Genomic DNA, 25,014 nt, shown 5'->3' with positions numbered 1-25,014 from the left:
TATGACTGATCAATCACACGTAAACATTCTTCAACAAAGATCAAGTGGAATACTGCTACCTCTTTTCTCTTTGCCCGGAAAACATGGGATCGGCGACATCGGTTTACCAGCGTATACATTCATCGATTTTCTCAAACAAAGCGGTCAAAGCTGGTGGCAGATTCTACCGGCTGGGCCGACCAGTCCACTGCTGGGCAATTCGCCGTACATGAGCCCCTCTGCTTTTGCCTGCTCTCCACTGCTCATCAGCATTGACCTGTTGGTTCAGGCAGGGTTGCTCCGGGAGGATGAAATCAACCCACCACGTTTTTCAGAATATACTGTTCAGTATGAAAACGTTGCTCAATACAAAAAACAACTTCTCGCCCTGGCCTGGGAACGATTTATCAACACCCCTTCCAATCGAACCCGCTTAGAGGAGTTCACGGAAAACCATCCATGGTGTCATGATTACGGCTTGTTTCTGACACTCAAAAGGTACTTGGGAGACACACCGTGGTTCATGTGGCCGGACCAGTTTCGACACCGCTCATCCAAAGAACTTGCCAAGATTGACCACGCATATAAAGGCAGCATCGATTACCTTATCTTTGAGCAGTATCTTTTTGGGAACCAATGGCAACAGCTCCGCGACTATGCGACCTCTGAAGGCATTCGTCTGATAGGTGATCTGCCTATTTATGTTGCCCTTGACAGTGCCGATGTCTGGAGTCACCAGGAGCTGTTTCAGCTTGACCGTGAAACATGTCAGCCAACCTCTGTGGCCGGTGTGCCACCTGATTACTTCAGCGAAACCGGGCAACGATGGGGAAATCCTTTATATCAGTGGGAGAGCAATGACCGTTCTCTTGTCGCCAGGTTGTGGGGTTGGTGGGAACAGCGGTTGCGTCACAACTTCAGTTTTGTCGACACATTGAGAATCGATCATTTCCGTGGATTTGCAGCGTATTGGGCTGTACCTGCACACGAGCCCACAGCATTAAACGGGAGTTGGCAACCAGGTCCGGGCCAGGCATTTTTTGAAGCCATGCAACAGCGGATTGACGGGATGTCGGTTATAGCTGAAGACCTGGGAAGCATTACTCCAGATGTGATCGAGCTTCGTGACAACCTCAGTTATCCGGGAATGAAAATTTTACTCTTTGCCTTTGATGGTGATCCGGAAAACAGTTATCTTCCCTATAACATAGAAAAAAACAGTGTTGTCTATACTGGTACCCATGATAATGACACTGCCGTCGGCTGGTATCTCAACCCTGAAGTTCCTGAAAGCAGCAAACAAAGGGCTAAACGTTTTGCTAATCGATTTGACGATCATGCCGGCTCTTTTCACCAGGACATGATCCACCTGGCCATGGGATCTCCGGCAAACCTGGTTATCCTGCCGATGCAGGATGTACTCGGATTTGGCAATGACTGCCGCCTCAACACCCCCGGTACAGTAGAGAATAACTGGCAATGGCGTTGTGCACAAAGATTTATCAATGACGCGGTGGCATCATGGCTGCTGGATATCACCACTGTCTTTGGACGTATACCTGCAAACAAACCCAAGCCGGCGGATACACCAAATGTTTAAAGTGCTTCGCCATTGCCAGTCTGTTTTCTTTTTTGTGGTTTCCGGCAAGATGCATGGGTTACCTTAGATTTAAGCTCTAAGACAGGAATCTGCCATCAATGCTTTCTGTTGGACATTTACTGTTGATGCAAAAATTCCCTGTCAGATGTTAACCGATGTGTTTCTGGCTGTGTACATGGAAATGAGGAGTATGCACAGCAACAACGAACACATCAGGCTATCAGACTCCAGACCATCCGGGTGGCAACAGCGTAGAGGAATATCGCGAAAATCTTTTTCAACTTATCAACCGGTAGCGCATGGGCGAGCCTGGCTCCCAGAGGGGCGGTCAATACACTGAAGCAAACAATAGCCACCAGAGCAGGCAGGTAAACATACCCAAAACTGTATGCAGGAAGGCCACTTGCCTGCAGGTTATTGATGATGTACCCCGCTGCGCCGGCAACGGCTATTGGAAAACCAATGGCCGCTGAGGTCCCAATGGCCCTATGGGCCGGCACATTGCACCAGATCATGAAGGGAACCGACAACGAACCACCGCCGATGCCCACAAGTGCAGAAACCACACCGATTGTTGATCCCACACCAAACATGCCCGTTGATCCGGGGAGTTCCCGGGTTGACGTTGGTTTTTTGTTCAGAAGCATCTGCGTGGCAACTGCATAGAGAAAGACGCAGAAAAAGGCTTTGAGAAAGTTTGTGGACAACTGTGCGGCAATAAAAGTTCCTGCAAAGGTACCGATCAAAATACCCGGAACAATCTGTTTTACAATACGCCACTCCACCGCGCCACGGCGATGATGGGACATGAAACTGGATATGGAGGTAAAAATAATCGAGGCCAACGAAGTACCGAGAGCCAGGTGCATGATCTGATCGGGCTGAATGCCCTGTTTAACAAAACAAAACACCAGCATCGGCACAATGACCACCCCACCGCCCACGCCGAGCAGTCCGGCAAGCACACCGGCGATCAATCCCACCACTATGTACATCACAATAAGTTCCAACGACATGCCGCTCTCCTTTTTTTGTCGTTTATTGATCTATAGTTGCAGCTTCTTATACAGAGATACCGTCTCGTATCCCCTGCTGTTTTACTGGTTATCAAAAATAAACTGCTCTACAGCAGCCAGATGCTGTTGCATGGCCCGACGGGCACCATCACTTTCTTTTTTCTCCAACGCATCAATAATACGCAAGTGGCCTTCGATTGACATTTGCCGACGTTTACGACTTTGCAACCAGGGAGCACGACTCGTATCAACGATTGCCTGAATGGCCTGCATAACCTGGGCAATGACACTGTTACCGGTCATGGCAACCAGAAGCTGATGAAATTGTGTGTCAAATTGGTCGACCTCGTTATTGTTGAACAAGGCACGCTGTTGATCGTAGACTAGCACCTTCAGCTGATTCAGTGTCGCAACATTGGCTCGTTGAGCGGCAAGAGCGGCTATTTCAGGTTCAATAATACGTCTGAATTCAAAGATATCGTGAAGAACATTGTCGTGTTCACTCACTTTTTCCAAAATAGCGTCCCCGGGAAGCACAGAGTCAAAATCTGCCAACAGATAGGTCCCCTGTCCCTGCCGACTTTCTACAATATGGCGCTCAGCAAGGGCTTGCAATGCCTGCCGCAGGCTGCCGCGAGATACATGAAAAGCCGCAGCCAGAACGCGCTCCGGGGGTAAGCGGTCACCCGGCTGCAAACCATTTTCACGAACCATCTCCCGGATACGTTCAATGATGACAGTATAGTTGTGTTTCTTCGCTCTTTTCCTCATACCATAACAGGGCCATACCATTTAAAATTGGTTAACCATTACCTGATAAATGATTATTTGTCAAAGTAAATGATATAAAAACGATAATATATATGGTTAACCATAAGAGAAGATTCATTGTAGCTTTATGAAAAAACGCTGTGAAGTATGTATATGAGACACAGGACACAGATCTGCACATAATTGCCATATACCGGGAAATCCTCTATAGTGGGCAGTTATATGTTCATCCTGCACCAGCAGTTGCCTTTTTAAGCACGTTATCCAGAGTGCTTTTCCCCCGAGGATGTCGGTTATATTGCCGACCTATCCTCTCAAGCACCTGAACTGGTTGAAAGAAAGCTTATGCGCGCAGTGTACACCATTCCCATTAACGAAAAACTAGAGATTAAACTGCCGGAAAAACAAACGATCTCCCTTACTCCCAACATAGACATAAAACTGTATAACGATCAAAATACAGGCTACTTGCAACGTATACTTCTTAAAATTTCTAACCTTGAGATGGAGGCGGTTGCCCCCTATTTGAAAGATCTGGTAGACAAGAGCAGCTCCAGGAAACTTGAGTTTATCACCCATGAACTGACGGTTTACCTGGCCAGTGTTATTTTTATACAGACATCGATTGAAGTTTTTGATCACAATAAGATTGATCTTGAATATCCAGAAGTGTTTCCTGAAACACCTGAGGAAGAAGAGATACTCGCCAGATATCCGCCAATGAGGAGTTCATCTGTGGTAACCGAATGGAGTGTTGGCGGATCGATAGAGTCGGAGAAGATCAAGGAGTATTTTGCCAACCCTGTGGCTGTAAACTACTATGCAGCAGCTAAAAAAACTGACAATCTTTTTTTACAGTACGAACAGTTTTATAAAGTTATTGAATATTTTTTTGACAAACAACAATCACTCCAGCAGCATCCGAGCCCTTTTGATGAACGTGTAGCCAGACATGCAGGTGCGTTTAATCCGGAATACACAGAAGATGTCATCAAAAACATCAGAGAGATCAGAAATCGGTGTGTTCATCCACGTGCAAAACGTGGTCCTCTCTCACCGGGAGCACTGGATGCCTATGAAACCATAATGGACAACCTGCCAAAGGTTGAAAAACTTGCCAAACTGCTCCTTGAACATCCGCCGAATGACTGCCCAAATGAAGAGCAACCAGCAGGTGATCTCTAACCCTGTGCTCTACACAGGTAAGATTACGGGTAAGTCTTCCATCTGTCTACAATCCAGCCGCGCCTTACTGTGGCTGTTACCTGCGGTGTACTGCCTGCCCCTTTGGCAGGGCAGACGGATCGTTTCTCTCTTTAGGCATCTCTAATGAACAGGCAATGTCTGTTCTACCCTGTTTCTCGACTTCCTGTACCTGTCATATTCTTGCAGAGATGGCTTTTTACACACATCTTTGCTAAACACAGGAGCATACCCTCACCTCAGACTGGAGGAGCTCATGCGTAAACAAACAGCCGTCGGTATTTTAACACTGTTTCTCTCTGCCCTGTTCCCGCTGATACCTACTGTTCATGCCGATGATATTCCGCCACCAGACAGCCGGCCGCTTTCCTCCATCCTGCAGTCCGTGGAAGCACGACAACAGGGAACTATTACTGAAGCTGAATTTGATGACCGGATGTGGGAAGTAAAGGTGTGCGGCAGAAGAGACTGTCAAAAACTCTATCTCTCACCGTACAGTGCTGACGAGGTGCGCCGAAAATGGACCCGTTCTGATGAGATACCGCCGCAGGGGTCCATTCCTCTTTCTGCTATCGTTCGCTCAGTGGAAGCACAGGGGTTGGGAACTATCACAGAAGTAGAGTTTGACAACGGAGTGTGGGAAGTCAAACTGCGCAAGCACAGACAAAAAATCAAACTTGCAGTAGATCCGATAACCGGTAATCTGTGGCGTTAAAAGCAAAGCTGGAGTGAGCTCTCTTTTACCAGAGCTCATAAGCCGTTTGCCAGGATCTGTCGCACAGACATAACGAACAATGTGTTTAATTTCATACTTGTAAAATTACATCTGCCTTACAACAACAGGCTGTTTAAGGTGTGCGATCTGTCAGCTTGCGGCTTTTATTTTTTTGTTGAACTCTATTCAATAGATTCTTGATATACCGGATCAAACATCAATGATTGCATGTATGCCTGCAGATCGTCTGGCTTGGGGCGAATGGCAAGCCTCTCTTTATAGGCTGGTTCAGCCGCAGCAGTAGCCAACGGCCGGGGAGACTTCATGGATTTTTGGTAATGGTGGGAAGATCCAACTATAATGAAGATCGTTTTCAACAACCTCTCCACCAGTACTTTTTCCTGTCTTACAACTCATCCACAATGCGAACCGAGTTACCGGGAAAACCCTCTTCTTCAGGTCTGCCGGCTACTCCTTAAAAGTCATCCTGCACCTGATCGCCGAATTCCTGTCTCTCCTGGATTCTGCGATGCCACTGCGTGGCCTGCTGAATAACATCAAAATTTTTAGTCATTGCTCTTCCTGTCAGGAGAAAAGTCCATATCTTTCAGAATTTTGAAGACTTCTGCATCATCATTGAGGCTTGACTTGAAATGAGATTTAACAGCGTTTTCATGGTTTTTTTCTGTTCTGAGCCAAGCGACTCCAGACTGCTTCGGTTTGACAATAAAAACCGGTGCCAAGTATCAGTTTGTCACCACTACGCATTATCGTAAAGCCAAGAATATTGCCGGCCTTTACAAAAAACGCTGAAAAATCAAACAGTTTTTCAAGTGGGTCAATATATTGTTTTGTAACGTTCGGAATATGAGCAAATCGTTAATGATCAGAACAACAGAGCTGAAGATGTACAACCCATTTAAAACGGATGTCTACGGTGATCAACTTCTCCATGGTGCGTTACAGGAAGTGCTGGTGGGAAAAAACAAGACCATCCCCATAAACGGAGATGGCCAAGAAGATCGTATAAAAGTGCAGGTTGCCGATTTGTCAGGCGTATGTCAATGATAAACTACACAGCGCCATGACGCATCATTTTGTTTTTTTGAACACAATTAGCGGACAGTTTTTACAGATATCAGCCCCTGGAAATCCATCCCCGGGGCGAGTGATCGCACTGCTTCCAAGAGTATCGATCCGTTCTTTCAGCCTGTTCACAACAGCCTCAATCTGACTGCCTGGAATGATAACATTTATTTCACCACGCTCTGTCTTCCCGGCATTATAGCTGCCAGAACATGCGGGCAGCATATTGAACTTCTGGTTCACAAAACTCCAGACATTACCACCACATGCGGAAGAATTCATGGTGATGTTTGTTTGTAGCGGATGTGTGTCTGTTGCTGCCATATAATCAACAGCCAAGTGGTAGGCTTGCATATTGTCACAATAGAAGTGAACTGTATCCGGCCCTTCAAAAATATCTGCCTTGGTCAGGGGAGCAACAGCAATGCCGAGTAATCCGGGTGGCAACCGCGACTTGGACAACACAAAACGTTCCGCCTGTTCCAAATCTTTCACATATTTTGCATGTCCTTTTATTTCCCCTTCATCCAACTCTTTCCAACCAAAACAGTATTTAGCGTTTCCGCACCCCAGGCCATCCACTTCGCTATACACAACCTGGCCCTTCATTCGTGCCGCGAGTTCCCACTGGCAAAATGTCATCGCCTTAAGAGGCAAATGGTATTCGTCCGCCTTTTCTTTAAAAAGTGCTACTTTTTCAGGGTCATAAAAAAACTTCACAGCAATAGGATAATGATAGAGCCGAAGTTCTTCCATGAGAAGTTTTTGCATTTCAGAATAAGTCATAAACGCCTCCGTGATATTTTACATACCACCTTTTCTGGACTTAAATAATATTGAACATTACCAAGGTTTTATATGTCACACTTTATACATCACAATAAGGGTTACTGAAAATTAGCGATCTATACTGAATAACATAACGACAACATAACTCTCAAGGCTAAATGGTATACACGAACAGTATAAAATCACCTTTTATTCAATAAGTAAAACTGGACCGTACACTCCGACTGTATGCGCTCAACCGATTTCAAACGGAGCAACCTTTTACGTGGGCATCGCTGAAGAGCTTTCGCCCAAGAATGATGAGTCTCCGGTCTCTCCTGGTGACAACCGCAATCCAAAATTGGAGTTCGTCGATGACCTGCGCAGCCTGACCGTCACTTCGCAGGTGGCGCAAAAACCCAGAGGGTTCGCCATCAATGGTCGGACCACCCGTCATGCAGGCTATGCTGTGAGCCGGAAGGAACGCAAACAGGTGGAAGAGATATTCGGTTGGATGAAAACTGTTGCCTCTGAATAAGAGGGAAACTCCTCACCTGAACGGCTTAATGCACCTTGGGAAATGAAAAACAGCAGGGCATCATGACGGAAAAACAGTCAGGTGCCCCCTCTGACGGATCTGCTTATCGATTATCTTAAACTGTATCTGAACTCTATTCGATATAATCCTGATAAAGCGGCTCAAACATTAATGACTGTATGTATGCCTGCAGATCATCCGGTCTGGGACGAGTAGCCAGACCCTGTTTATATGCCAATTCAGCCACAGCAGTGGCAACAGCCTGAGAGACTTCCCGGATCCTTGGTAGTGGAGGGAAGATTCTCCCGTAATGGAGATCATTTTCAGCAACCTCGCCAGCAACAATGCGGGCTGCTGTCAGGAACATTTCATCAGTTACCCGCACAGCTCCGCTGGCCATAACCCCCATACCGACACCAGGAAAAATATACACATTGTTTCCCTGCGATGGATACAGTTTACGACCATGGGTAACCACCGGATCAAAAGGACTGCCACTGGCAAAAATAGCTCGGCCATCGGTCCATGTGTATGCTTCCTCAGCAGTGCATTCTGATTTAGAGGTTGGATTGGAAAGCGAAAAAACAATAGGTCGTTCATTGATCCGGGCCATGGCTTCCAGAATCTCAGGGGTGAATCGCTTCGGCTGTCCTGAAACACCGATGATGGCCTGGGGTTTCAACAGCTCTATGGCTTCCAGAAAGCCGGCCACCTGCGGATGATCATGGGCATAGTGAAGTTTATGTCCGCTCAGGTCGGTACGATCTTTGACGATCAACCCCTTGCTGTCAAAATACCAGCAACGCTGCCTCGCCTCTTCCAGTGACAACCCTTCTCCGATCATTGCCGAAACCAGGAGTTCACCGGTCCCCAGCCCTGCCTCTCCTGCCCCCAGAAAAAGAAAGCGCTGATTCTTGAGAGTTCCTCCGGTAATACGAAGCGCAGAAAAGACACCGGCAACGGTAACCGACGCTGTCCCCTGAATATCGTCATTAAAGCAGCAGACCTGGTCACGATACTGTTTCAGCAGGCGAAAGGCATTGCGGTTGGCAAAATCTTCAAATTGAATAAGCGCCCCTGGGTATACCTGCTGAACAGCCAGGATAAACTCTTCAATCATCTCGTCATACAGCTCACCGCGAATTCGAGGATGCTGCAGCCCTGTATACAGAGGGTCGTTGAGCAACCTGGCATTATCCGTACCCATATCGAGGGTGACAGGTAAGCTTAAGCTGGGATGAATACCGGCACAAACAGAATAAAGAGCCAATTTACCCACTGGTATTCCCATACCATCGGCTCCAAGATCCCCAAGACCCAGAATACGTTCTCCGTCGGTGACAACGATTATACGGATATCGTTATACGGCCAGTTGCCAAGCAGCTCTGCCACTCGCCCCTTGTCACGAGCCGTAATGTATATACCTCGGGGCCGTCGAAAAATCTGACCGAATTGCAGACAAGCCTGGCCAACGGTCGGTGTGTACACAATGGGCATCAGTTCTTCTATATTATCGAGAAGAACACGATAAAACAGCGTTTTATTTCGATCTTGCAGTGCGATCAGATAGACGTAGCGTTCGATATCAGTGGACTGTGTGCGCAGATTTTTTAGAATTCGTTGTACCTGTTCGTCAAGAGTATGGACACGAGGAGGCAATAATCCTGATAAACCGAGAGCTTCACGCTCCTCCAGGGTGAAGGCTGACCCTTTATTCAAGGTTGGTTCACGCAGCAAAGAGATACCGGTGGGCAAAGCGGCAAGACGACTGCTGGCTCGCAGTCGATCACCGGCATCACTTCTTGCCGTTTTTTTCAACATGGACTGCAAGTTGATGTGATTAAGAAATCGTGACAGCGTTTCGCCATCCACCAGCTCTTTTTCAAAACGGATGATCAGCTCATTTTGTTCGTGTGTTATCTTATACATTCCACGTTGCTCTCAAATTTCAGTTTCTTAATAAATATATATAATTACAGCGTATCACCACGCTTAGCATGCCAGCATTCCACTGCGCTGTTCTCTACATGACAGACTCTGGATTGACTGTCAAGGGTATCCGCTTGAACCTTTGCCCTCTATACCCATTTTACATGGTAACACGTACACACAACAGGTCTGACAAGAGTACCTCATTATAGCCTGCCATCTGCAATAAATTACAGATCACCCTCTTGTTCCTGTTCACACCGGAAATTCCTGCCACAGATTAAAGCACAGACAACATTTACTTTACAGCAGATTGTCCGGAAAGAGCCGGCATATGATTTTTCAGCTGCTTTATATGGCTCCATCAAAATAGACAGATGAAAACAAAAAACAGGTTGGCTGCAAGGAATACAGTTCGTTATTCTACAAAAAACTCATGTTTAACAAATTTTCTTATTTGCAAGTCCTTACCGTTGTAAGGTAATGTATTGACGCAACTGAGAGCTCCCGTGCTCTGTCAAAGGTTTTCTTATCCTTAACCATTTTGCCAAGGAGGAACTGCCGTGAAAATGAAGCCGTTACGACTGATTCCCGTTTGCCTCATGCTGGCCTTGCTTGCCGGTGGATGTGCGGGAACGAAAACAGTGGAGAAAACACAATCTCTAGCCGCAACAGAGACTGTACAAAAACAAGAACCCCTCATATACGAAGGTGAAGTCACTGGTTTTTCAGAACGAGCCCAGAGCATTTCCATTGCGATCGGCAAAGGTGAGCAAGCCAAGGTGATGATGGTCAAGTTCGACACCACCACCACCGGTCTTAGTCAGGTAGCCAAGGGTAAAGCTGTGAGCATAGCTTATGAGATGCGTGGCAATGACGCCTTTGCTACAGACGTCCAATTAAAACTTGCCAAACTCCCTGCCGGGACGACTGAGATCAAAACACCTGAACTGGAAAAATTAATTACCACTCAAAGTCCGCTCTTTCTCGTTGATTCACGCCCGACTGCTCGCTACGGTCAGTCCCACTTACCTGGAGCACACTCCATTCCTGTTCCGCTTTTAGAAGAAAAACAGGCTGGTGTTCTTCCTGAAAACAGAGACATACCCCTTGTTTTTTATTGTGGAGGGCCCACATGAGGTATGTCTACCGCTTCCGCCGGTCTGGCGAAAAAATTAGGATACAATGATGTTCGTGTTTATCTGGACGGAGAACCCGAGTGGGCCAAGGCTAACCTGCCCACCTATTCAACAACAGACTTTATTGTAAACGGTAACGTTGTTCTTATTGACACCCGTTCAACTGCCAACGCTATTGCCGGGCGAATCATGGGTGCCTACAGTGTTCCCTATCATATGCTGGAAGACAAACTCGATGATGTTCCCCGCAATGCCCCCATTGTCCTGTACGGCGATGAAGATGTGATCATGGATGCACTCGCCGATGTTCGAGAAGAAGGCTTTAACTTTGTCTCCCTGGTTGATGGTGGGTATGAAGGCTGGGTAAAGGCCAAAGGTAAAACCGAAAAAGGCCCTATTTATAACACTGAAATCAAATGGGTACGAATATTAGGTAAGGGAGAGGTATCGGTAGCGGATTTCCGCAAGGTAGCCTCAGGTGAAGACAAAAATGCCATCATTGTGGATGCTCGCACCAAAGAGGAGGTGGCGGAATTAGGTATTTTCAAAAATACTATCAATATTCCTTTGGATGAGATTCCCAACCGTCTCAATGAACTGCCAAAAGATAAAAAGATTTATGTTCACTGCTCCACCGGTGCCAGGGCTGACATGGCCTATGAAGAGCTGATAAAAAACGGTTTTGATGCCAAGTTTCTCCTTCTCAACATTAAAGATGCTGAATGTGATTGTGAAATAATCAGGCCATAACCTTGAACTTACATGTTCACTGTCACATAAGCCTCCGGGCTGAGACCGCTCAAAGCAGCAATCTTAGCCCGTTTTTTGTGCCTGAATTGATTAAAGAACCTGCAGTTGTGTCATAAGTTCCGCCATTGCAGGTAATGTATCCCGTGCCACAACAACGGAGTTGTTCCGGCTATCGATCTCCATAGCATGAGCTAGCTGTCGGATACCCTCTATCCCCAGACTGGAGGCGGCTCCTTTTATACTGTGGGCCGCATGCATCACGACCTCGGGGTTATTCTTCTTTACCCCTTCTTGTAACAGTATATAGTCGGCGGCTGCGGAGTTCTTAAACAGCACCAGCAGCTCTTCCAGCAACTCTTCATTACCTGCTGTTTGCTCTAAGGCAAAAGTTTTATTCCACTGCAGATTATTACTCATAATCGTCTCCAGAATATTCCCTCAATGACTCAAAGAGTCGGTCAGCACATCTCTTAATTCGAGCAAAATCAATTTGCCCCTTGCGAATGCAGACTAGCCGGCCCTTGTCAAGACCAACAAGTGTCGACCCGCTCCCGCCGGGGGTGGGACCACCGTCCAAAATAAGATCAATGCCATCAACAAACATCTGCGAGATCTCTTCCGCCGAGGTTGCAGCGGGTAAACCGCTGATGTTTGCACTCGTCGCCGTGATGGGGCTGTTGAACGCCTGAATTAAAGCATTAGCTGTCGGATTGGGAGAATAACGTATACCGACAGTCCCTGTTTTCCCTGTCAGTTGATCTGGAAGTGTTGGTAGTGCCTGGAAAATGAGGGTTAAAGGACCAGGCCAGAAGGTATCAATTAAAAGATGATACATCACAGGTACCGTGCTGGTGAACAGTTTCAGTTGAGAGCTGTTTTCCACCAAAACAAGTATCGGCAACTGGCGCGGTCGTTGCTTTACTTGAAACAACCGCGCCAGAGCAGAGGGATTAAACGGATCAGCAGCAAGACCGTAATAAGTCTCCGTTGGAAAAGCGACCACGCCTCCGGCCCGCAAAATACGGGCAGCATGGCTCACACTTATATTATCTGCAGTAACAGGCCGGATCACATGGATAGAGCTCTATTTTTCTCAGCTACTTCTTCAGCCATGTCCAGTGCATATTTTTCCAACTGTCTTTGCAGCTCTTCATCTTGCAGGGCCAGGATACGAACTGCCAAAACTGCAGCGTTTTTGGCACCGGCTTTACCGATTCCCATCGTGGCGACAGGAACTCCAGGTGGCATTTGCACTGTTGAGAGCAGGGCGTCAAGGCCATTTAAAGAAGAGGCTTCCAGGGGAACACCAATAACCGGCAAGATGGTATGCGCCGCAAGTACCCCGGCAAGGTGGGCTGCCATACCGGCACCGGCGATAATGAGTTGCAGACCACGTTGTTTTGCTGTTCGGGCATAGGTGCAGGCCTCGTCCGGTGTGCGATGAGCTGAGGTGATACGCATCTCAAACTCCACTCCAACAGATGTTAAAAAGTCTGCAGCAGCCCGCATAATCGGTAAATCAGAGTCACTGCCCATAACAATGCCGACAACCGGTTGCAGCGATTTATCCGATCGCATTAAAGCCCGGTACCCTATATCGTGCCGATAATAGCATCCCTGCCAATCGATCTCTTTCACAGCCAGATAGGCCCGATCTATGGCTTCTTGGATCGTCTCCCCTATTGCGGTTACACCTAAAACCCGACCGCCGTTCGTCACAATTTTCCGCGCTTTCTCTGCAGTTCCGGCATGAAAAATTTCAACTCCGTCAATTTTTGCAGCCTTTTGTAAGCCTGTAATCACACGACCAACCGTATATTTGCCGGGGTATCCGCCAGAGGCCATAACCACACAAACCGTAGGACGAGGATCGATAACAAGTTCCACCTTATCAAGAGTCCCATCAATGCACGCATTCAGGATATCAACAAGATCTGTATGCAGACGCATTAACAGAGGCTGACACTCAGGGTCTCCAAAACGACAGTTAAACTCAAGTACACTGAACTGATCACCTTTGATCATCAGACCGGCATAAAGCATACCTTTATACGGTCGACCTTCAGCTGCCATACCGCGCACAGTAGGCAGCATCACCTCTTCCATGACACGATTAATTAACGTATCGGTCATGACCGGTGCTGGTGAATATGCTCCCATTCCACCGGTATTGGGCCCCTGATCTCCATCATATATGGCCTTGTGATCTTGCGAGGTCGGGAGAGGGAGCACAGTTTTGCCGTCTGTGAAAGCAATGAACGATGCCTCTTCACCGGTGAGAAACTCTTCGATCACCACCTCATTTCCGGCAGCACCAAAGGCCTTGTCCTTCATGATCAAGTCAACAGCCTGCTCAGCTTCTGCAACTGTCTGCGCAACAATAACCCCTTTTCCTGCAGCAAGGCCGTCTGCTTTGACAACACAGGGGGCACCGATCGAGGCGATATATTTTTTTGCAGCCCCTCGTTTTGTAAAAGATGCAAAACGAGCACTGGGAATAGTATATTTTTTGAGAAAATTCTTGGAAAAAACCTTGCTGCCTTCAAGTAGAGCACCTTTACTGTCAGGTCCAAAAATGCGTAAGCCATTCTTTTCAAAAAGATCAACAACCCCCTTTGTCAACGGCTCCTCCGGCCCGACAACAGTAAGATCAATTTTCTCCTGAAGAGCAAAGGCAAGCAATGCTTCAATATCGCCTGCAGAGATATCTATACACTGCGCCATGGTTTTGATCCCTGCATTTCCCGGCGCACAGTAGATGGCATCGACCTGTGAGGACTGCCGCAGTTTCCAGACAAGTGTATGTTCACGGCCACCGCCACCAATCACCAAAACTTTCATCTCACCCCCCTCCTCCTTTGTTAAACATCCGCGACATCCTGCCCCTTAAGATCGAGTCGTCATATCAACGACGCGAATAATGCTCAATTTTGCACATTTTTCCAAGTATATCATGCAATGTACAGGGGCATTTTTCTTGACAATTCATCGTTCAAGCTGGTACGTTCAGAATGAGGATTCATTCATTTTTCACAGTAACCGTGTGTTTTGACATATAAAATGAAATCTGCAGATAAACATCGCAAGATAATACGAGCTGCCACAAAGGTTTTTGCGAAAAAAGGTTTTTTTAACGCCAGAATCTCTGACGTTGCCAAGGAAGCCAAGGTGGCGGACGGCACTATTTATCTCTATTTTAACAATAAGTTTGACATTCTTCTTTCCGTTTTCGAGCAAGAGGTCGGCAAACTGATAGAACATATCGGTCAGCTCCTTGAAAAGGAAAGCGATCCTCAGAAGAAGTTAACACTCTTTGTTATGCTTCATCTCGAGGAGATGAAAAAAAATCGCTATCTTGCTGAAGTTATCCATGTTGAACTGCGACAGACCAGCAAACTGGTCAAAGAATATCGCAAGAATAAATTCAATGAATATCTCAACATCATCAGCTCTATTATTACACTTGGTCAGGAGACCGGGGTTTTCCGCAGTGATATCAGACCGGAAATAGCCCGGCAACTTATTTTCGGCGCACTGGATGAGATATCCATTTTTTACACAGAAGTCTCTTCTCAGTACAGCATTGAAGAGATCAGTTCGCAGATTTCCAATATAATGCAGACAGGATTACTTGCCTGAGCACCGTGTACTGTGTTTCTCTTTGCACAATTGCTCCCTTCAGACACCTCCCCTTTCTGCTTATCCCTACCCGCTGCTGCATCCTGAACAAAAGCCGCAAGCTTCTACCGTATTGACGAAGCAGTTATAGTTATAATTTCATACGCTCTGCTTCCCTTTGGTGCCTTGGTTATCACTTCATCACCGACTTCCTTACCCAACAAGGCCTGCCCCAGGGGTGAAAAGACTGAAATAGATCCTTTTTTTACATCTGATTCTTCCGGCCCTAAAAGCTGATACGTTACCTCAACTTCAGTCGTCAGATCCATCAGAACAACCACGGTGCCAAACACGGCACGATGAATGGAGACTTTTGAACAGTCAATAACTTCTGCTCGCCCCAGCTTGTCCTTCAGTTCGAGAATTCTTCCCTCGACCAGACTTTGGCGTTCTTTTGCCGCATGATATTCGGCGTTCTCACTGAGATCACCATGTGCCCGTGCCACCTCAATCGCTTTAACAATTTCGGGTCGCTCAACACGTTCAAGGCGCTCCAGCTCGTCACGAAGCTGTAGATTTCCCGTTACAGACATCGGGACACGTTCCACCATGCTCTTTCCTCCTGCAAACATTATTCAACTTAAAATATTCCATAAAAAACCGCCCATGGCCATATCAGCCTTCAGGCGGCGATTGCATCCAGGCCGATTCAATGTACTGAAGGCCTCAACAAATCAACATCTATCGAGTTCGGTAAAACTGCTCTATAATTTCAACAACGTACGCAAGTTGTTCAGGGGTGAGCTCAGGGAAAATCGGCAGAGCTAAAGAATGGGCTGCAGCATGTTCTGCAATCGGATAGGAGGCCTGTTGATACTCCTTTGCACGAAGACATTCTTGTTGATGCAGGCTTAAAGGATAATAAATTTCACTTCCGATTGAATGGCGCTGCAGGTATTCACGTAAACTGTCCCTTTCAGGAACAAGAATGACAAACTGGTTGTACACATGATGATTGTGTTGTTCCGCTCCAGCAAATGCTGCATAAACAGCCTCCGGCAAGGTAACCGGATTATCAATAAGCCCGGCCTGCTGAAAGTACTGACGATACAGTGCTGCATTTCGTCTGCGGCATGCATGCCACGATTCAAGATACTCCAGCTTAACGCTGAGAACAGCAGCCTGAATTGGATCGAGACGAAAGTTGCCACCGACCCGGGAATGATAGTACTTTGGCTCAGCACCATGGTTACGATTGGAGCGAACAGTATCGGCAAACACGGAGTCTGAGGTGGTAATCATGCCACCATCGCCTATACCGCCGAGGTTTTTACTCGGAAAAAAGGAGAAACAACCACAAAGTCCAAGAGATCCGGCACGTTTCCAGACAGTTTTTCCACTGTCTGCAAATGGATACTCGGCACCTATTGCCTGTGCAGCGTCTTCAATAACCGGTATCTCATATTTTTCTGCAAGAGCGCCGATGCGCTGCATGTCGGCACACTGACCGTAGAGATGGACAGGCATGATCGCTTTAACATGACAACCGGAGCTGCGATCTGCAGCAAGTGCCTGCTCAATGGCCTCAGGGTCGATGTTGAAGCTCCTCGGCTCAATATCGACAAATAATGGTTTTGCTCCCACCCGAAGAACCGTGCCCATGGTCGCAAAGAACGTATAAGGGGTGGTGAGAACAAGGTCGCCCGGCCCTATATCGAGTGACATCAGGGCCGCCAGCAGAGCATCCGTACCGGAACTGACACCGATCGCCTCATCCGTTCCGCAGTAACGTGCAATCTTCTGTTCAAATTCGACAACTTCCGGACCGAGTATGTAACCAGTGGAATCAATGATCCGGGTCACAGCTTCCATGATCTGAGGGCGCAAGGCCGCCAGTTGCGGTTTCAAATCAAGCAAAGGTACATTCATTCGTTAAGCACTCATGGAATAGGAGGAAAAGGGTAGAAAAACTAAAGTGGTCAGGATGATGAGGTATCAGGACCAGCGGCGAGTATCACACCGTCTCCGTCTAGGAAGTCCTGAATATCGGGCATTTCTTTTTCAAGTTGTTTGCGCAGTTTTTTCAGCAGATTCGCTTCAATCTGACGAACTCGTTCGCGTGAAATATTAAATTCGTCGGCAATGGTTTGCAGAGTTTTGGGATCATCGCTCAACAGTCTGGTGTTCAGAATCATCTGTTCCTTGTCATTGAGCCGGGTGCTCAGCTGAGCAAGGATTGATGTCAGTCGGTCACGGATTTGCTGACTTGCCACAACCTCTTCCACACCAGGCCCGTCATGGGGTAAAAAGCTTTTCTGCTCATCCTCAGAGTCGCTACGCACCGGCGCTTCCAGAGAAACATCCCAGTTTTCCAGGCGTTGACTCATTTCAATGACTTCACTTTCCTTGACGTTCAAACGTTCTGCCAGTAATTTGACTTCAGGTTTGAACCCCTGGGATTCAAGAAGTTTTTTTTCTTTGTTCAGACTGAAAAACAACTTACGCTGGGCCTGGGTCGTGCCTATTTTGACCAGTCTCCAGTTGTCCATAATGAATTTGAGGATATAGGCACGAATCCAATACGCTGCATAGTAAGAAAATTTAACACCACGGTACGGATCAAATTTTTTGGTTGCCTGGACTAACCCGACATTACCTTCCTGAACCAGATCCATAAAATTTTGCATCCAGTACTTCTGGAAATCCATGGCAACCTTCACTACTAAACGAAGATTGGAGGACACCAAACGGTATGCCGCGTCCGGGTCGCCGGTATCCTGAAAACGGATGGCGAGTTCTTCAGTCTCTTCACGGCTCAGCAGCTCATACTGGCTGATCTCCTGAAGATAACGGTGCAAAGCGGGATTACTGACCGCAGGAAGATTGTCGTCCTGACTGGTCAACATCAAGGCGCGCTGTGGTTGTCTGCTCTGCTCCAGTTTGTCGATTTCTCTCTGTTTTGTCATGAAATTCTGGTATATCGTTGGAAAACACAACCCTGCGAGGAGGGTCATCTCACAGGCAGGGTTTTCACAGGAACACTACTCGATTATAAAAAAAAAAACACTTGAATATATCAGCATTTGTCTGATGTGGTTTTTTTTCACCATTTCGTGGTAAGCTACCCTCTTCCTGTCGAGTTTTCCCTTTTCTCTATCCCTTTTATATACAGTATGAAAAACATTAGAAATTTCAGCATAATCGCTCACATCGACCATGGCAAGTCAACCCTTGCCGACCGTATGATTCAAACGTGTAAGATCGTCACGGACCGTGAATTCAAAAATCAGATGCTTGACAACATGGATATTGAACGGGAAAGGGGTATCACCATTAAATCCCAAACCATCTGTCTGCCTTTCCAGGCCGACGACGGCAACACCTACACGCTCAATCTCGTTGACACCCCTGGTCATGTTGATTTCAGTTATGAAGTTTCTCGTGCCCTTGCCTCCTGCGAAGGCGCCCTGCTCTTAATAGATGCCTCCCAGGGAATTGAAGCACAAACACTGGCAAACCTGTTTCTCGCCATGGAGAACGACCTCGAAATCATCCCTGTCATCAACAAAATCGACCTGCCTGCAGCTGAACCTGAAAAGATAGCCGGCCAAATTGAAGAAGATCTGGGATTGGCAGGCGAAACAATACAGAAGTGTTCCGCCAAAACCGGCCAGGGTGTCCCGGAACTGCTGAACGCGATAATCCGGTTGTTACCACCACCGCAGGGAGATCCGGACAACCCCCTTGAAGCCCTTATTTTTGATGCCAACTATGACCCGTACAGAGGCACGATCATCTCTGTGCGCATCATGAACGGGACGGTCCGCACCGGAGATCATATTCTTTTCATGTCCAATGGAGCTGAATACCGCATAGAAGAGCTCGGCATTTTTCGTCTGCGTCGGGAACCGTGCCAACAACTGTCAGCCGGTGAAGTCGGGTATCTTGTAGCCGGTGTCAAGACTGTGTCCGATACACGACCGGGTGACACCATTACCCATAAAGATCGCCCCTGTGCCGCCCCGTTGCCGGGTTTTCGGGAAGTGCAGCAAGTGGTGTTCTCCTCACTGTATCCGATAGCTACCGATGAGTACGAAGACCTGGCCAATGCCCTGGAAAAGTTGAAGTTAAACGATGCTGCACTCACCTTTCAAAAGGACTCTTCAGCAGCGCTCGGCTTTGGATTCCGCTGCGGATTTCTGGGCCTTCTTCACCTGGAGGTCGTTCAGGAACGACTCGAACGGGAGTTTGATATTTCGCTGATCCTCACCGTACCTTCGGTCAAGTATAAATTCTATCTGCAGGACCAGACCATGGTGGAAGTGGATAACCCTTCTTTCTTCCCGGACCCCGGTTCCATTGCGCGCGTTGAAGAGCCCTATATCAAAGCCACTATTCATATCCCGGAACGATATATGGGTGCTGTGATGACGCTGTGCATGGAACGCCGGGGCGAAAACACCAAGTATCACTACCCGATGCCCGGCCGAATAGAGTTTACCTGTGAACTGCCGCTGGCTGAGGTGATTTACGACTTTTATGATCGGTTAAAGTCAGTGACACAGGGGTATGGTTCCTTTGATTACGAACTCACCGATTATCGGCCCAGTGACTTGATCAAACTGGATATTTTAGTAAACGGAGAACAGGTTGACGCCCTTTCCCAGCTGACGCATCGAAGCAAAGCTCGTGAACGTGGCCTGAAAGCGTGCGAACGGCTGAAGGAAGAGATCCCCAGGCAGCTGTTTAAAATTGCCATCCAGGCCGCGATCGGTGGAACAGTTATTGCCCGGGAAACCATATCCGCCCTGCGTAAAGATGTAACTGCCAAATGTTACGGCGGCGATATCAGCAGAAAAAGGAAATTATTAGAAAAGCAGAAGGAAGGTAAAAAAAGAATGAAGACCGTTGGTAATGTTGAGATTCCACAACGCGCCTTTTTAGCCGTCCTCAAGTCGGATCATTAACTGGAGGCATGGATGCACGTTGCAATGACGCTGCATAGGTGGTCAGGTGTTGACGCAAAGCGGCAACACCCTGGCCGGTTCGGGCAGAAAAGATGATTCGCTGGTCAGCATAAAGGGTCAGACCGGCGTCAAGCAGTGCAGCATGTTTCTGCTGCCGACCGAACGACAGTTTATCTGCTTTTGTATACACCGGCAGACACGGCACATCCAAATACCGTAGCCACTGTATCAGTTCACGATCCAGCTCTTTGAGTTCATGGCGTAAATCGATCACAACCACTACACAGACAAGGGTTGATCGTGATTCAATATAACCACCGATCAACTCCTCCCACTTCTGTCTGGTCTGATGAGAGACCCGGGCAAAACCATACCCCGGCAGATCAACGAGATATAAAGTATTCTCTACAGTAAAATAATTCAGGCTCTGTGTCTTTCCGGGTTTGCCGCTCGTTTTGACCAGGTTCACTCGCTCCACCAGCCGATTGATCAGACTCGATTTGCCGACATTGGATCGACCGGCAAAGGCCACCTCCGGGTACTCAGGAGGCGGCAGTTGACCAACAGTGTGAGCGGACAGACAAAACTGTACCTTTCTGAAATCCATCCGACAGTGTGTCTCCCTTTATACAGACGAACAGATGACCGGTTTGATCAGATCACCTTGTTTAACGAGTATTCAATAATGCCCTCAGCGCCCTGTTTCTTCAACATGGGGACCAGGTCGCGGACCTGATGTTCTGAAATAACGGTTTCAACTGAAAACCATTCTTGCTTGTACAGTTTTGCAACTGTGGGGGCATTCAGACTGGGTAACATACTGATGACAATATCGAGCTGCTCTTTGGGCACGTTCATCTTCAAACCAACAATGCGGTCTGCCCGGAGAGCTCCCTGAAGCAACATGGCAATATTTTCGACCTTCTCCCGTTTCCAGGGGTCTGCCAGGGCGGCTTTGTTGGCGATCAACTGCGTGTTTGACTCCATCAGTTCATGAATAACCCGCAGGCCGTGGGCGCGAATCGTTGCTTCCGTCTCAGTGACTTCAACAATTGCATCCGCCAGACCTGAGACAGCCTTGGCCTCTGTGGCACCCCAGGAAAACGCGATGTCGGCCTGAAGCCCGCGCTGGGCAAAAAAATTCCGTGTAACGTTCACCAGTTCAGTGGATATTTTTTTACCGTCCAACTCCTCTACCCGGGTTATACTGGAGTCCCCCGGCACAGCGATAACCCAGCGGGTCGGTTTTTTGCTGACTTTGGAATACACCAGATCAGCAATAACCTCCACGTCCGATTCATTTTCCAGTGTCCAGTCTTTTCCGGTAATACCCGCATCGAGCATACCTGATTCCACATAACACGACATCTCCTGAGGCCGACAGATCGAACACGAGAGCTCCGGGTCATCCACCTCGGGAAAATAATTACGGGAAGCCAGCTTGATCCTCCAGCCGGATTTGGCAAAAAGAGCAATGGTTGCATCTTCAAGGCTGCCTTTCGGTATGCCGAGTTTTAATACTTTCATGATTATTCCTTTATTCAATGGCTGCTACACCGTTCATTTCAAACCATAAACCGTTTCCGGATCAAAAAGACGTTCCTGTGCATCAACGACAAGCCGGTTACCGTCGACCTTCCGGTAAAAACAGCTGCGATAGCCGGTATGGCAGGCCGCACCCCCAAGCTGTTCCACCTTGTAGACAACAGTGTCCTGATCACAGTCGACTAAAATTTCTTTAATAATCTGCACATGACCGGATGTTTCTCCTTTAAGCCACAGACATGCACGTGATCGGCTCCAATAATGTGCCTTGCCGGTTTCCAGGGTTTTGTCCCAGGCCTGCCTGTTAATATAGGCAAGCATCAGCACTTCGCCGGTCTGGTAATCCTGCACAATGGCCGGTAAAAGCCCATGCTCATCTTTGGCAAAATCAAGTTTGATCATCTTATTTCCTCTGCAACAAAGAGGTCAAAACAGTCTGCTTGAGCAAATCCGGCAAAGTCTCTACAACCATTCGACCGGTCCTCGCGGCCCCTGAGAGTTTTTCCACAAGCTGCCGTTCTTGCCCCGCAAGCATTCATTTTTGTTGGGATCTACAGGGTTTGCACATTTATGCCGGGATCACAACTTTGTCAAGTCCTCAGTCGACGGCACCATCCCTTGTCAAAAAAAACACCACCGTGTATACTGCCGCCCCATTATCGTACTATCAGTTTAGCGAGGATCCGCCATGCGTTCTGTTCAACTCTTTGACACAGTTTCTGTCAGTTACACAGCCACTTTGACCTCCGGGGAAACGATTGAAACCATCCCTGCCGACAAACCCATCATGTTGACCATTGGTTCCGGGCAAATTCTTAAAGCTGTGGAAGCGTCTTTGCTGGGAATGGAACCTGGCCAGACAAAAACAGTGCATATTCAGCCGGAAGACGCCTATGGTTCCTACCATAAAGTTCTGGTCCATGAAATTTCCCGGTCTGTTTTCAAGGGACGCATCGACCCTAAACCGGGCATGGTTCTCTCTCTTTCTGTTGAGAAGGAAGGGGTTTCTCAAAAAGTCCCGGCCACTATCCTCACGGCTGACGCTGAAACAGTTGTTGTTGATTACAATCATCCCCTCGCCGGACAGGTTATCGCCTATACGGTCACGCTGCACGCCATCGGCTCGTAAGCCGCGACGTACGGCCGTCGAAAATCATGCAGGGGCACACGTATCGCTTGCATGTACGCATGTTCATTGCCCGAGGTTTGCCGGATAAAAGCGTTCAGCAGATAGCCCGGATTTTCTACCTGCAGCACAACCGGAAAGAAGTCGGTACCTGTTGCACCAACCTTGTAAAGAGGCCGTACAGACAGAGGTTTTTCTGTTTGCATGGAAAGATGTGACGGTTACAGGAGCTGTAACGTGATGAGCGGACAATCGGCTTTCAATCCGGTCAGTAACATGCCGAACCACAGGGAGCCGGTTCTCTTTTTTTCTTCACAGAACCGGAATTTCCTGTCTTTTTACATCCTTAAGATTTTAAAATTCCATCACAAAACTGTACACCCCTTCCTCAAGACGACTGGTTACCTTAAGGCCGGAGTGGTTGAAGACCGCCTGCATCCGCTCATTTTCACGTAACACCTCGGCCGTAAAACCGGCAATACCGTTACGTTTGGCAATCTTGATCAGATGTTGAAAGACAAAAGTACCCAAGCCTCTGTTCTGCCAGCCGTCACGAACCACAAACGCCACCTCGGCCATATTGGTCTTTTCGTTGAGGTAGTAGGTCCCGACCGCAATGATCTGCTCACCATGTGCTTCGGGAATAGTGCCGACCAGAGCCACATCCCGACGATGGTCGATATAGACAAAGTCCTGAATCTGCCGGGGCGTAAATCGCTGCTGGTGACTCATAAACCGGTAGTAAATGGTCTCCTGGCTCAGATTATAGATCAAATCCCGCATATGCGGTTCATCAGTGGGTTTAATGGAGCGAAAACTCACGGCATTGCCGTCCGGCATGAGGTGCGTTGTCCGAACCGCCTCTTCCACCGGCGCCAGGAATCGATTGGCAAAACGGGCCAGATTCGGCCGCAGATACTTGGCCTCCACTGCTTCACGGAACAGTTTTTCTCTGAAATCAGGGTGTGCAATGGAAATCAGTGCCATAACACGCTCCTGGATCGACTTGCCGTGGAGATAAGCAACACCGTATTCGGTCACCACGTAATGCACACTGGCCCGGTTAATGGTGACTCCGGAACCGGGCTGCAGAGTACAGACAATCCTCGATTCGGTGCCTTCCCGGTTAAGCGACGGTAACGTGATAATCGCGCGACCGGATTCCGACCTGCCGGCGCCACGATTGAAATCAATCTGACCACCGATGCCGGAATAAAATCTGCCGCCCACGGAATCCGAGCACACCTGGCCGGTGAGATCGATTTCCAAAGCCATGTTAACCGCCACCATCCTCTTGTGCTTACCGATCACCGCAGCATCATTGATGTACTCAGTCGGCCGGAAGCTAAACAGCGGATTGTTGTCAATATAGTCGTACAGTTTTTTGGTGCCCATGCAGAAACTGGCCGTGATCTTCCCCTTATCGATTGATTTCATTGCCCCGGTGACTGCACCTGATTCGATCAACGGGATGATCGAATCAGAGATCATCTCAGTATGAAATCCGATATCCTTGCGATCTTTGAGAAATTCCATCACTGCCTGCGGGATACGACCATATCCGGGCACCCGCCCCAGTCCAAGTTCAATGGTCGACCCATTGGGGATGAGCGCCGCCGCGGTCTGGGCAATTTTACAACTTATTTCATTGGGGATCTGTAATTCACGTTCGAGAATCGGCCGATCAACAGGAACGAGGAGATCAAGATCAATGATATCGATTTCGGTGTCACCGTGGGTCCACGGCATATTCGGGTTAACCTCGGCAATGACCAGCGAGGCATTTTCAATAGCACTGCGGGTAATGTCCACCGAAATACCAAGGCTGACCCGCCCATACAGGTTAGGCGGTGTTACCTGCACCAGGGCGATATCTATAGGCAGACTGCCGGAGTTAAAGAGTCCCGGCACATCGGAGAGCAGGATCGGTGTATAGTCGCCAAACCCTTCCTGGATAACATCACGAACGTTGGAGCTGATGAAAAAAGCATTGATGGCAAAGCTGTCAGACATCTTTTTATCCGCATAGGGGGCATCTCCCTTGGTGATCAGCTGGATAACCTCAACATTCGTCACCCGCCGTGCCCGGCCGATCATGGCAGCGATGAGTTCCTGCGGAGCACCGCAACCGGTACCGATGAACACACGCTGACCGGACTTGAGATGGCCAAGTGCCTCTGCCGGAGTGGCAATCATGTTGCTGTACGTATCCTGCCAGTGCTTAACATATTTCATAATCATACCTTTTTTCAAGTTGCCGGTC

Annotated in this window: 24 protein-coding genes and 1 pseudogene; 10 read left to right on the top strand and 15 right to left on the bottom strand. The window is 48.0% G+C overall.

The window, feature by feature from the left end; all coding sequences use genetic code 11:
• The first annotated feature begins 1 nt into the window (after position 1).
• Positions 2-1,579, top strand: coding sequence for a 4-alpha-glucanotransferase (gene malQ, locus HP555_RS10410; protein ID WP_199262208.1), 1,578 nt, complete (start codon positions 2-4; stop codon positions 1,577-1,579).
• Between the two features lie 212 nt (positions 1,580-1,791).
• Here the strand turns inward: malQ and HP555_RS10405 are convergent, their stop codons facing one another.
• Complete coding sequence (locus tag HP555_RS10405; protein WP_199262207.1) at positions 1,792-2,595, bottom strand: sulfite exporter TauE/SafE family protein; 804 nt, start codon at positions 2,593-2,595, stop codon at positions 1,792-1,794.
• 81 nt (positions 2,596-2,676) lie between these two features.
• Positions 2,677-3,366 carry a FadR/GntR family transcriptional regulator gene (locus HP555_RS10400; RefSeq protein ID WP_199262205.1) on the bottom strand — a complete coding sequence of 230 codons (690 nt, stop codon included), beginning with the start codon at positions 3,364-3,366 and terminating at the stop codon, positions 2,677-2,679.
• Positions 3,367-3,711: 345 nt separating this feature from the next.
• Between HP555_RS10400 and HP555_RS10395 the strand changes: the two genes are divergently transcribed.
• Entirely contained in the window at positions 3,712-4,551 is an 840-nt protein-coding gene (locus HP555_RS10395; RefSeq protein ID WP_199262203.1) for a hypothetical protein, read from the top strand.
• Positions 4,552-4,825: 274 nt separating this feature from the next.
• On the top strand, positions 4,826-5,284 hold the full coding sequence (locus HP555_RS10390; RefSeq protein WP_199262201.1) for a PepSY domain-containing protein: 459 nt from the start codon (positions 4,826-4,828) through the stop codon (positions 5,282-5,284).
• 182 nt (positions 5,285-5,466) lie between these two features.
• Here HP555_RS10390 and HP555_RS10385 read toward each other — a convergent pair whose 3' ends face one another.
• Positions 5,467-5,661: a hypothetical protein gene (locus HP555_RS10385; protein WP_199262199.1), complete on the bottom strand. Its 195-nt coding sequence runs from the start codon at positions 5,659-5,661 to the stop codon at positions 5,467-5,469.
• A 505-nt stretch (positions 5,662-6,166) separates the two neighbouring features.
• On the opposite strand from HP555_RS10385, the gene HP555_RS10380 reads away from it, so the two are divergent.
• Positions 6,167-6,352, top strand: a complete 186-nt coding sequence (locus tag HP555_RS10380) for a hypothetical protein (protein WP_199262198.1) — start codon at positions 6,167-6,169, stop codon at positions 6,350-6,352.
• 24 nt (positions 6,353-6,376) lie between these two features.
• Here HP555_RS10380 and HP555_RS10375 read toward each other — a convergent pair whose 3' ends face one another.
• Positions 6,377-7,156, bottom strand: coding sequence for a DUF169 domain-containing protein (locus HP555_RS10375; RefSeq protein WP_199262196.1), 780 nt, complete (start codon positions 7,154-7,156; stop codon positions 6,377-6,379).
• A 349-nt stretch (positions 7,157-7,505) separates the two neighbouring features.
• Between HP555_RS10375 and HP555_RS10370 the strand changes: the two are divergent.
• Positions 7,506-7,664 (top strand): annotated as a pseudogene (locus HP555_RS10370) (IS5/IS1182 family transposase); the annotation flags it as partial.
• 145 nt (positions 7,665-7,809) lie between these two features.
• Here the strand turns inward: HP555_RS10370 and HP555_RS10365 are convergent.
• Positions 7,810-9,606 carry an NAD-dependent malic enzyme gene (locus tag HP555_RS10365; protein WP_199262193.1) on the bottom strand — a complete coding sequence of 599 codons (1,797 nt, stop codon included), beginning with the start codon at positions 9,604-9,606 and terminating at the stop codon, positions 7,810-7,812.
• 569 nt (positions 9,607-10,175) lie between these two features.
• Between HP555_RS10365 and HP555_RS10360 the strand changes: the two genes are divergently transcribed.
• On the top strand, positions 10,176-10,745 hold the full coding sequence (locus HP555_RS10360; protein ID WP_233249302.1) for a rhodanese-like domain-containing protein: 570 nt from the start codon (positions 10,176-10,178) through the stop codon (positions 10,743-10,745).
• A gap of 3 nt (positions 10,746-10,748) precedes the next feature.
• Entirely contained in the window at positions 10,749-11,495 is a 747-nt protein-coding gene (locus tag HP555_RS10355; protein WP_199262189.1) for a rhodanese-like domain-containing protein, read from the top strand.
• 90 nt (positions 11,496-11,585) lie between these two features.
• Here HP555_RS10355 and HP555_RS10350 read toward each other — a convergent pair whose 3' ends face one another.
• Genes HP555_RS10350 through purD form a run of 3 tightly spaced genes read right to left on the bottom strand, consistent with a single transcriptional unit; the run spans position 11,586 to position 14,336 of the window.
• On the bottom strand, positions 11,586-11,912 hold the full coding sequence (locus HP555_RS10350) for an Hpt domain-containing protein (protein WP_199262187.1): 327 nt from the start codon (positions 11,910-11,912) through the stop codon (positions 11,586-11,588).
• Positions 11,905-12,567: an L-threonylcarbamoyladenylate synthase gene (locus HP555_RS10345; RefSeq protein WP_269846841.1), complete on the bottom strand. Its 663-nt coding sequence runs from the start codon at positions 12,565-12,567 to the stop codon at positions 11,905-11,907. Before HP555_RS10345 ends, HP555_RS10350 begins: the two co-directional genes overlap by 8 nt.
• Positions 12,564-14,336 (bottom strand): phosphoribosylamine--glycine ligase, encoded by a 1,773-nt coding sequence (gene purD / locus HP555_RS10340; RefSeq protein ID WP_199262185.1) that lies wholly within the window; start codon positions 14,334-14,336, stop codon positions 12,564-12,566. Before purD ends, HP555_RS10345 begins: the two co-directional genes overlap by 4 nt.
• 219 nt (positions 14,337-14,555) lie before the next feature.
• On the opposite strand from purD, the gene HP555_RS10335 reads away from it, so the two are divergent.
• Positions 14,556-15,134, top strand: a complete 579-nt coding sequence (locus HP555_RS10335; protein WP_199262183.1) for a TetR/AcrR family transcriptional regulator — start codon at positions 14,556-14,558, stop codon at positions 15,132-15,134.
• 104 nt (positions 15,135-15,238) lie between these two features.
• Here the strand turns inward: HP555_RS10335 and greA are convergent, their stop codons facing one another.
• The 3 genes from greA to HP555_RS10320 form a co-directional block, all read right to left on the bottom strand.
• Positions 15,239-15,724, bottom strand: coding sequence for a transcription elongation factor GreA (gene greA / locus HP555_RS10330; protein WP_199262181.1), 486 nt, complete (start codon positions 15,722-15,724; stop codon positions 15,239-15,241).
• A 130-nt stretch (positions 15,725-15,854) separates the two neighbouring features.
• Complete coding sequence (locus HP555_RS10325; RefSeq protein WP_199262179.1) at positions 15,855-17,042, bottom strand: DegT/DnrJ/EryC1/StrS family aminotransferase; 1,188 nt, start codon at positions 17,040-17,042, stop codon at positions 15,855-15,857.
• Between the two features lie 50 nt (positions 17,043-17,092).
• The gene (locus tag HP555_RS10320) at positions 17,093-18,079 is read right to left on the bottom strand and encodes a sigma-70 family RNA polymerase sigma factor (RefSeq protein WP_199262177.1); all 987 of its coding nucleotides are present in this window, start codon (positions 18,077-18,079) and stop codon (positions 17,093-17,095) included.
• A gap of 207 nt (positions 18,080-18,286) precedes the next feature.
• On the opposite strand from HP555_RS10320, the gene lepA reads away from it, so the two are divergent.
• Positions 18,287-20,080: a translation elongation factor 4 gene (gene lepA, locus HP555_RS10315; protein WP_199262176.1), complete on the top strand. Its 1,794-nt coding sequence runs from the start codon at positions 18,287-18,289 to the stop codon at positions 20,078-20,080.
• On the opposite strand, the gene yihA is transcribed toward lepA, so the two are convergent.
• From yihA to hisI, 3 genes are read right to left on the bottom strand one after another with little or no spacing between them, the layout of a single operon-like run.
• Positions 20,064-20,687 carry a ribosome biogenesis GTP-binding protein YihA/YsxC gene (yihA, locus tag HP555_RS10310; protein ID WP_199262174.1) on the bottom strand — a complete coding sequence of 208 codons (624 nt, stop codon included), beginning with the start codon at positions 20,685-20,687 and terminating at the stop codon, positions 20,064-20,066. The genes lepA and yihA overlap by 17 nt on opposite strands.
• Positions 20,688-20,734: 47 nt before the next feature.
• Positions 20,735-21,607 (bottom strand): ATP phosphoribosyltransferase, encoded by an 873-nt coding sequence (gene hisG / locus HP555_RS10305; RefSeq protein ID WP_199262172.1) that lies wholly within the window; start codon positions 21,605-21,607, stop codon positions 20,735-20,737.
• A gap of 33 nt (positions 21,608-21,640) precedes the next feature.
• Positions 21,641-22,027: a phosphoribosyl-AMP cyclohydrolase gene (hisI, locus tag HP555_RS10300; protein WP_199262170.1), complete on the bottom strand. Its 387-nt coding sequence runs from the start codon at positions 22,025-22,027 to the stop codon at positions 21,641-21,643.
• Positions 22,028-22,313: 286 nt separating this feature from the next.
• Here hisI and HP555_RS10295 point away from each other — a divergent pair, with 286 nt between their 5' ends.
• On the top strand, positions 22,314-22,754 hold the full coding sequence (locus HP555_RS10295) for an FKBP-type peptidyl-prolyl cis-trans isomerase (protein WP_199262168.1): 441 nt from the start codon (positions 22,314-22,316) through the stop codon (positions 22,752-22,754).
• Between the two features lie 351 nt (positions 22,755-23,105).
• On the opposite strand, the gene HP555_RS10290 is transcribed toward HP555_RS10295, so the two are convergent.
• Positions 23,106-24,986, bottom strand: coding sequence for a bifunctional acetyl-CoA hydrolase/transferase family protein/GNAT family N-acetyltransferase (locus tag HP555_RS10290; RefSeq protein WP_199262166.1), 1,881 nt, complete (start codon positions 24,984-24,986; stop codon positions 23,106-23,108).
• Positions 24,987-25,014 lie beyond the last annotated feature (28 nt).

This window comes from Desulfobulbus oligotrophicus, assembly GCF_016446285.1.
Classification (GTDB): Bacteria; Desulfobacterota; Desulfobulbia; order Desulfobulbales; family Desulfobulbaceae; genus Desulfobulbus; species Desulfobulbus oligotrophicus.
The sequence above is the reverse complement of the archived record's forward strand: the minus strand, read 5'-3'. Positions and strand labels throughout refer to the sequence as shown.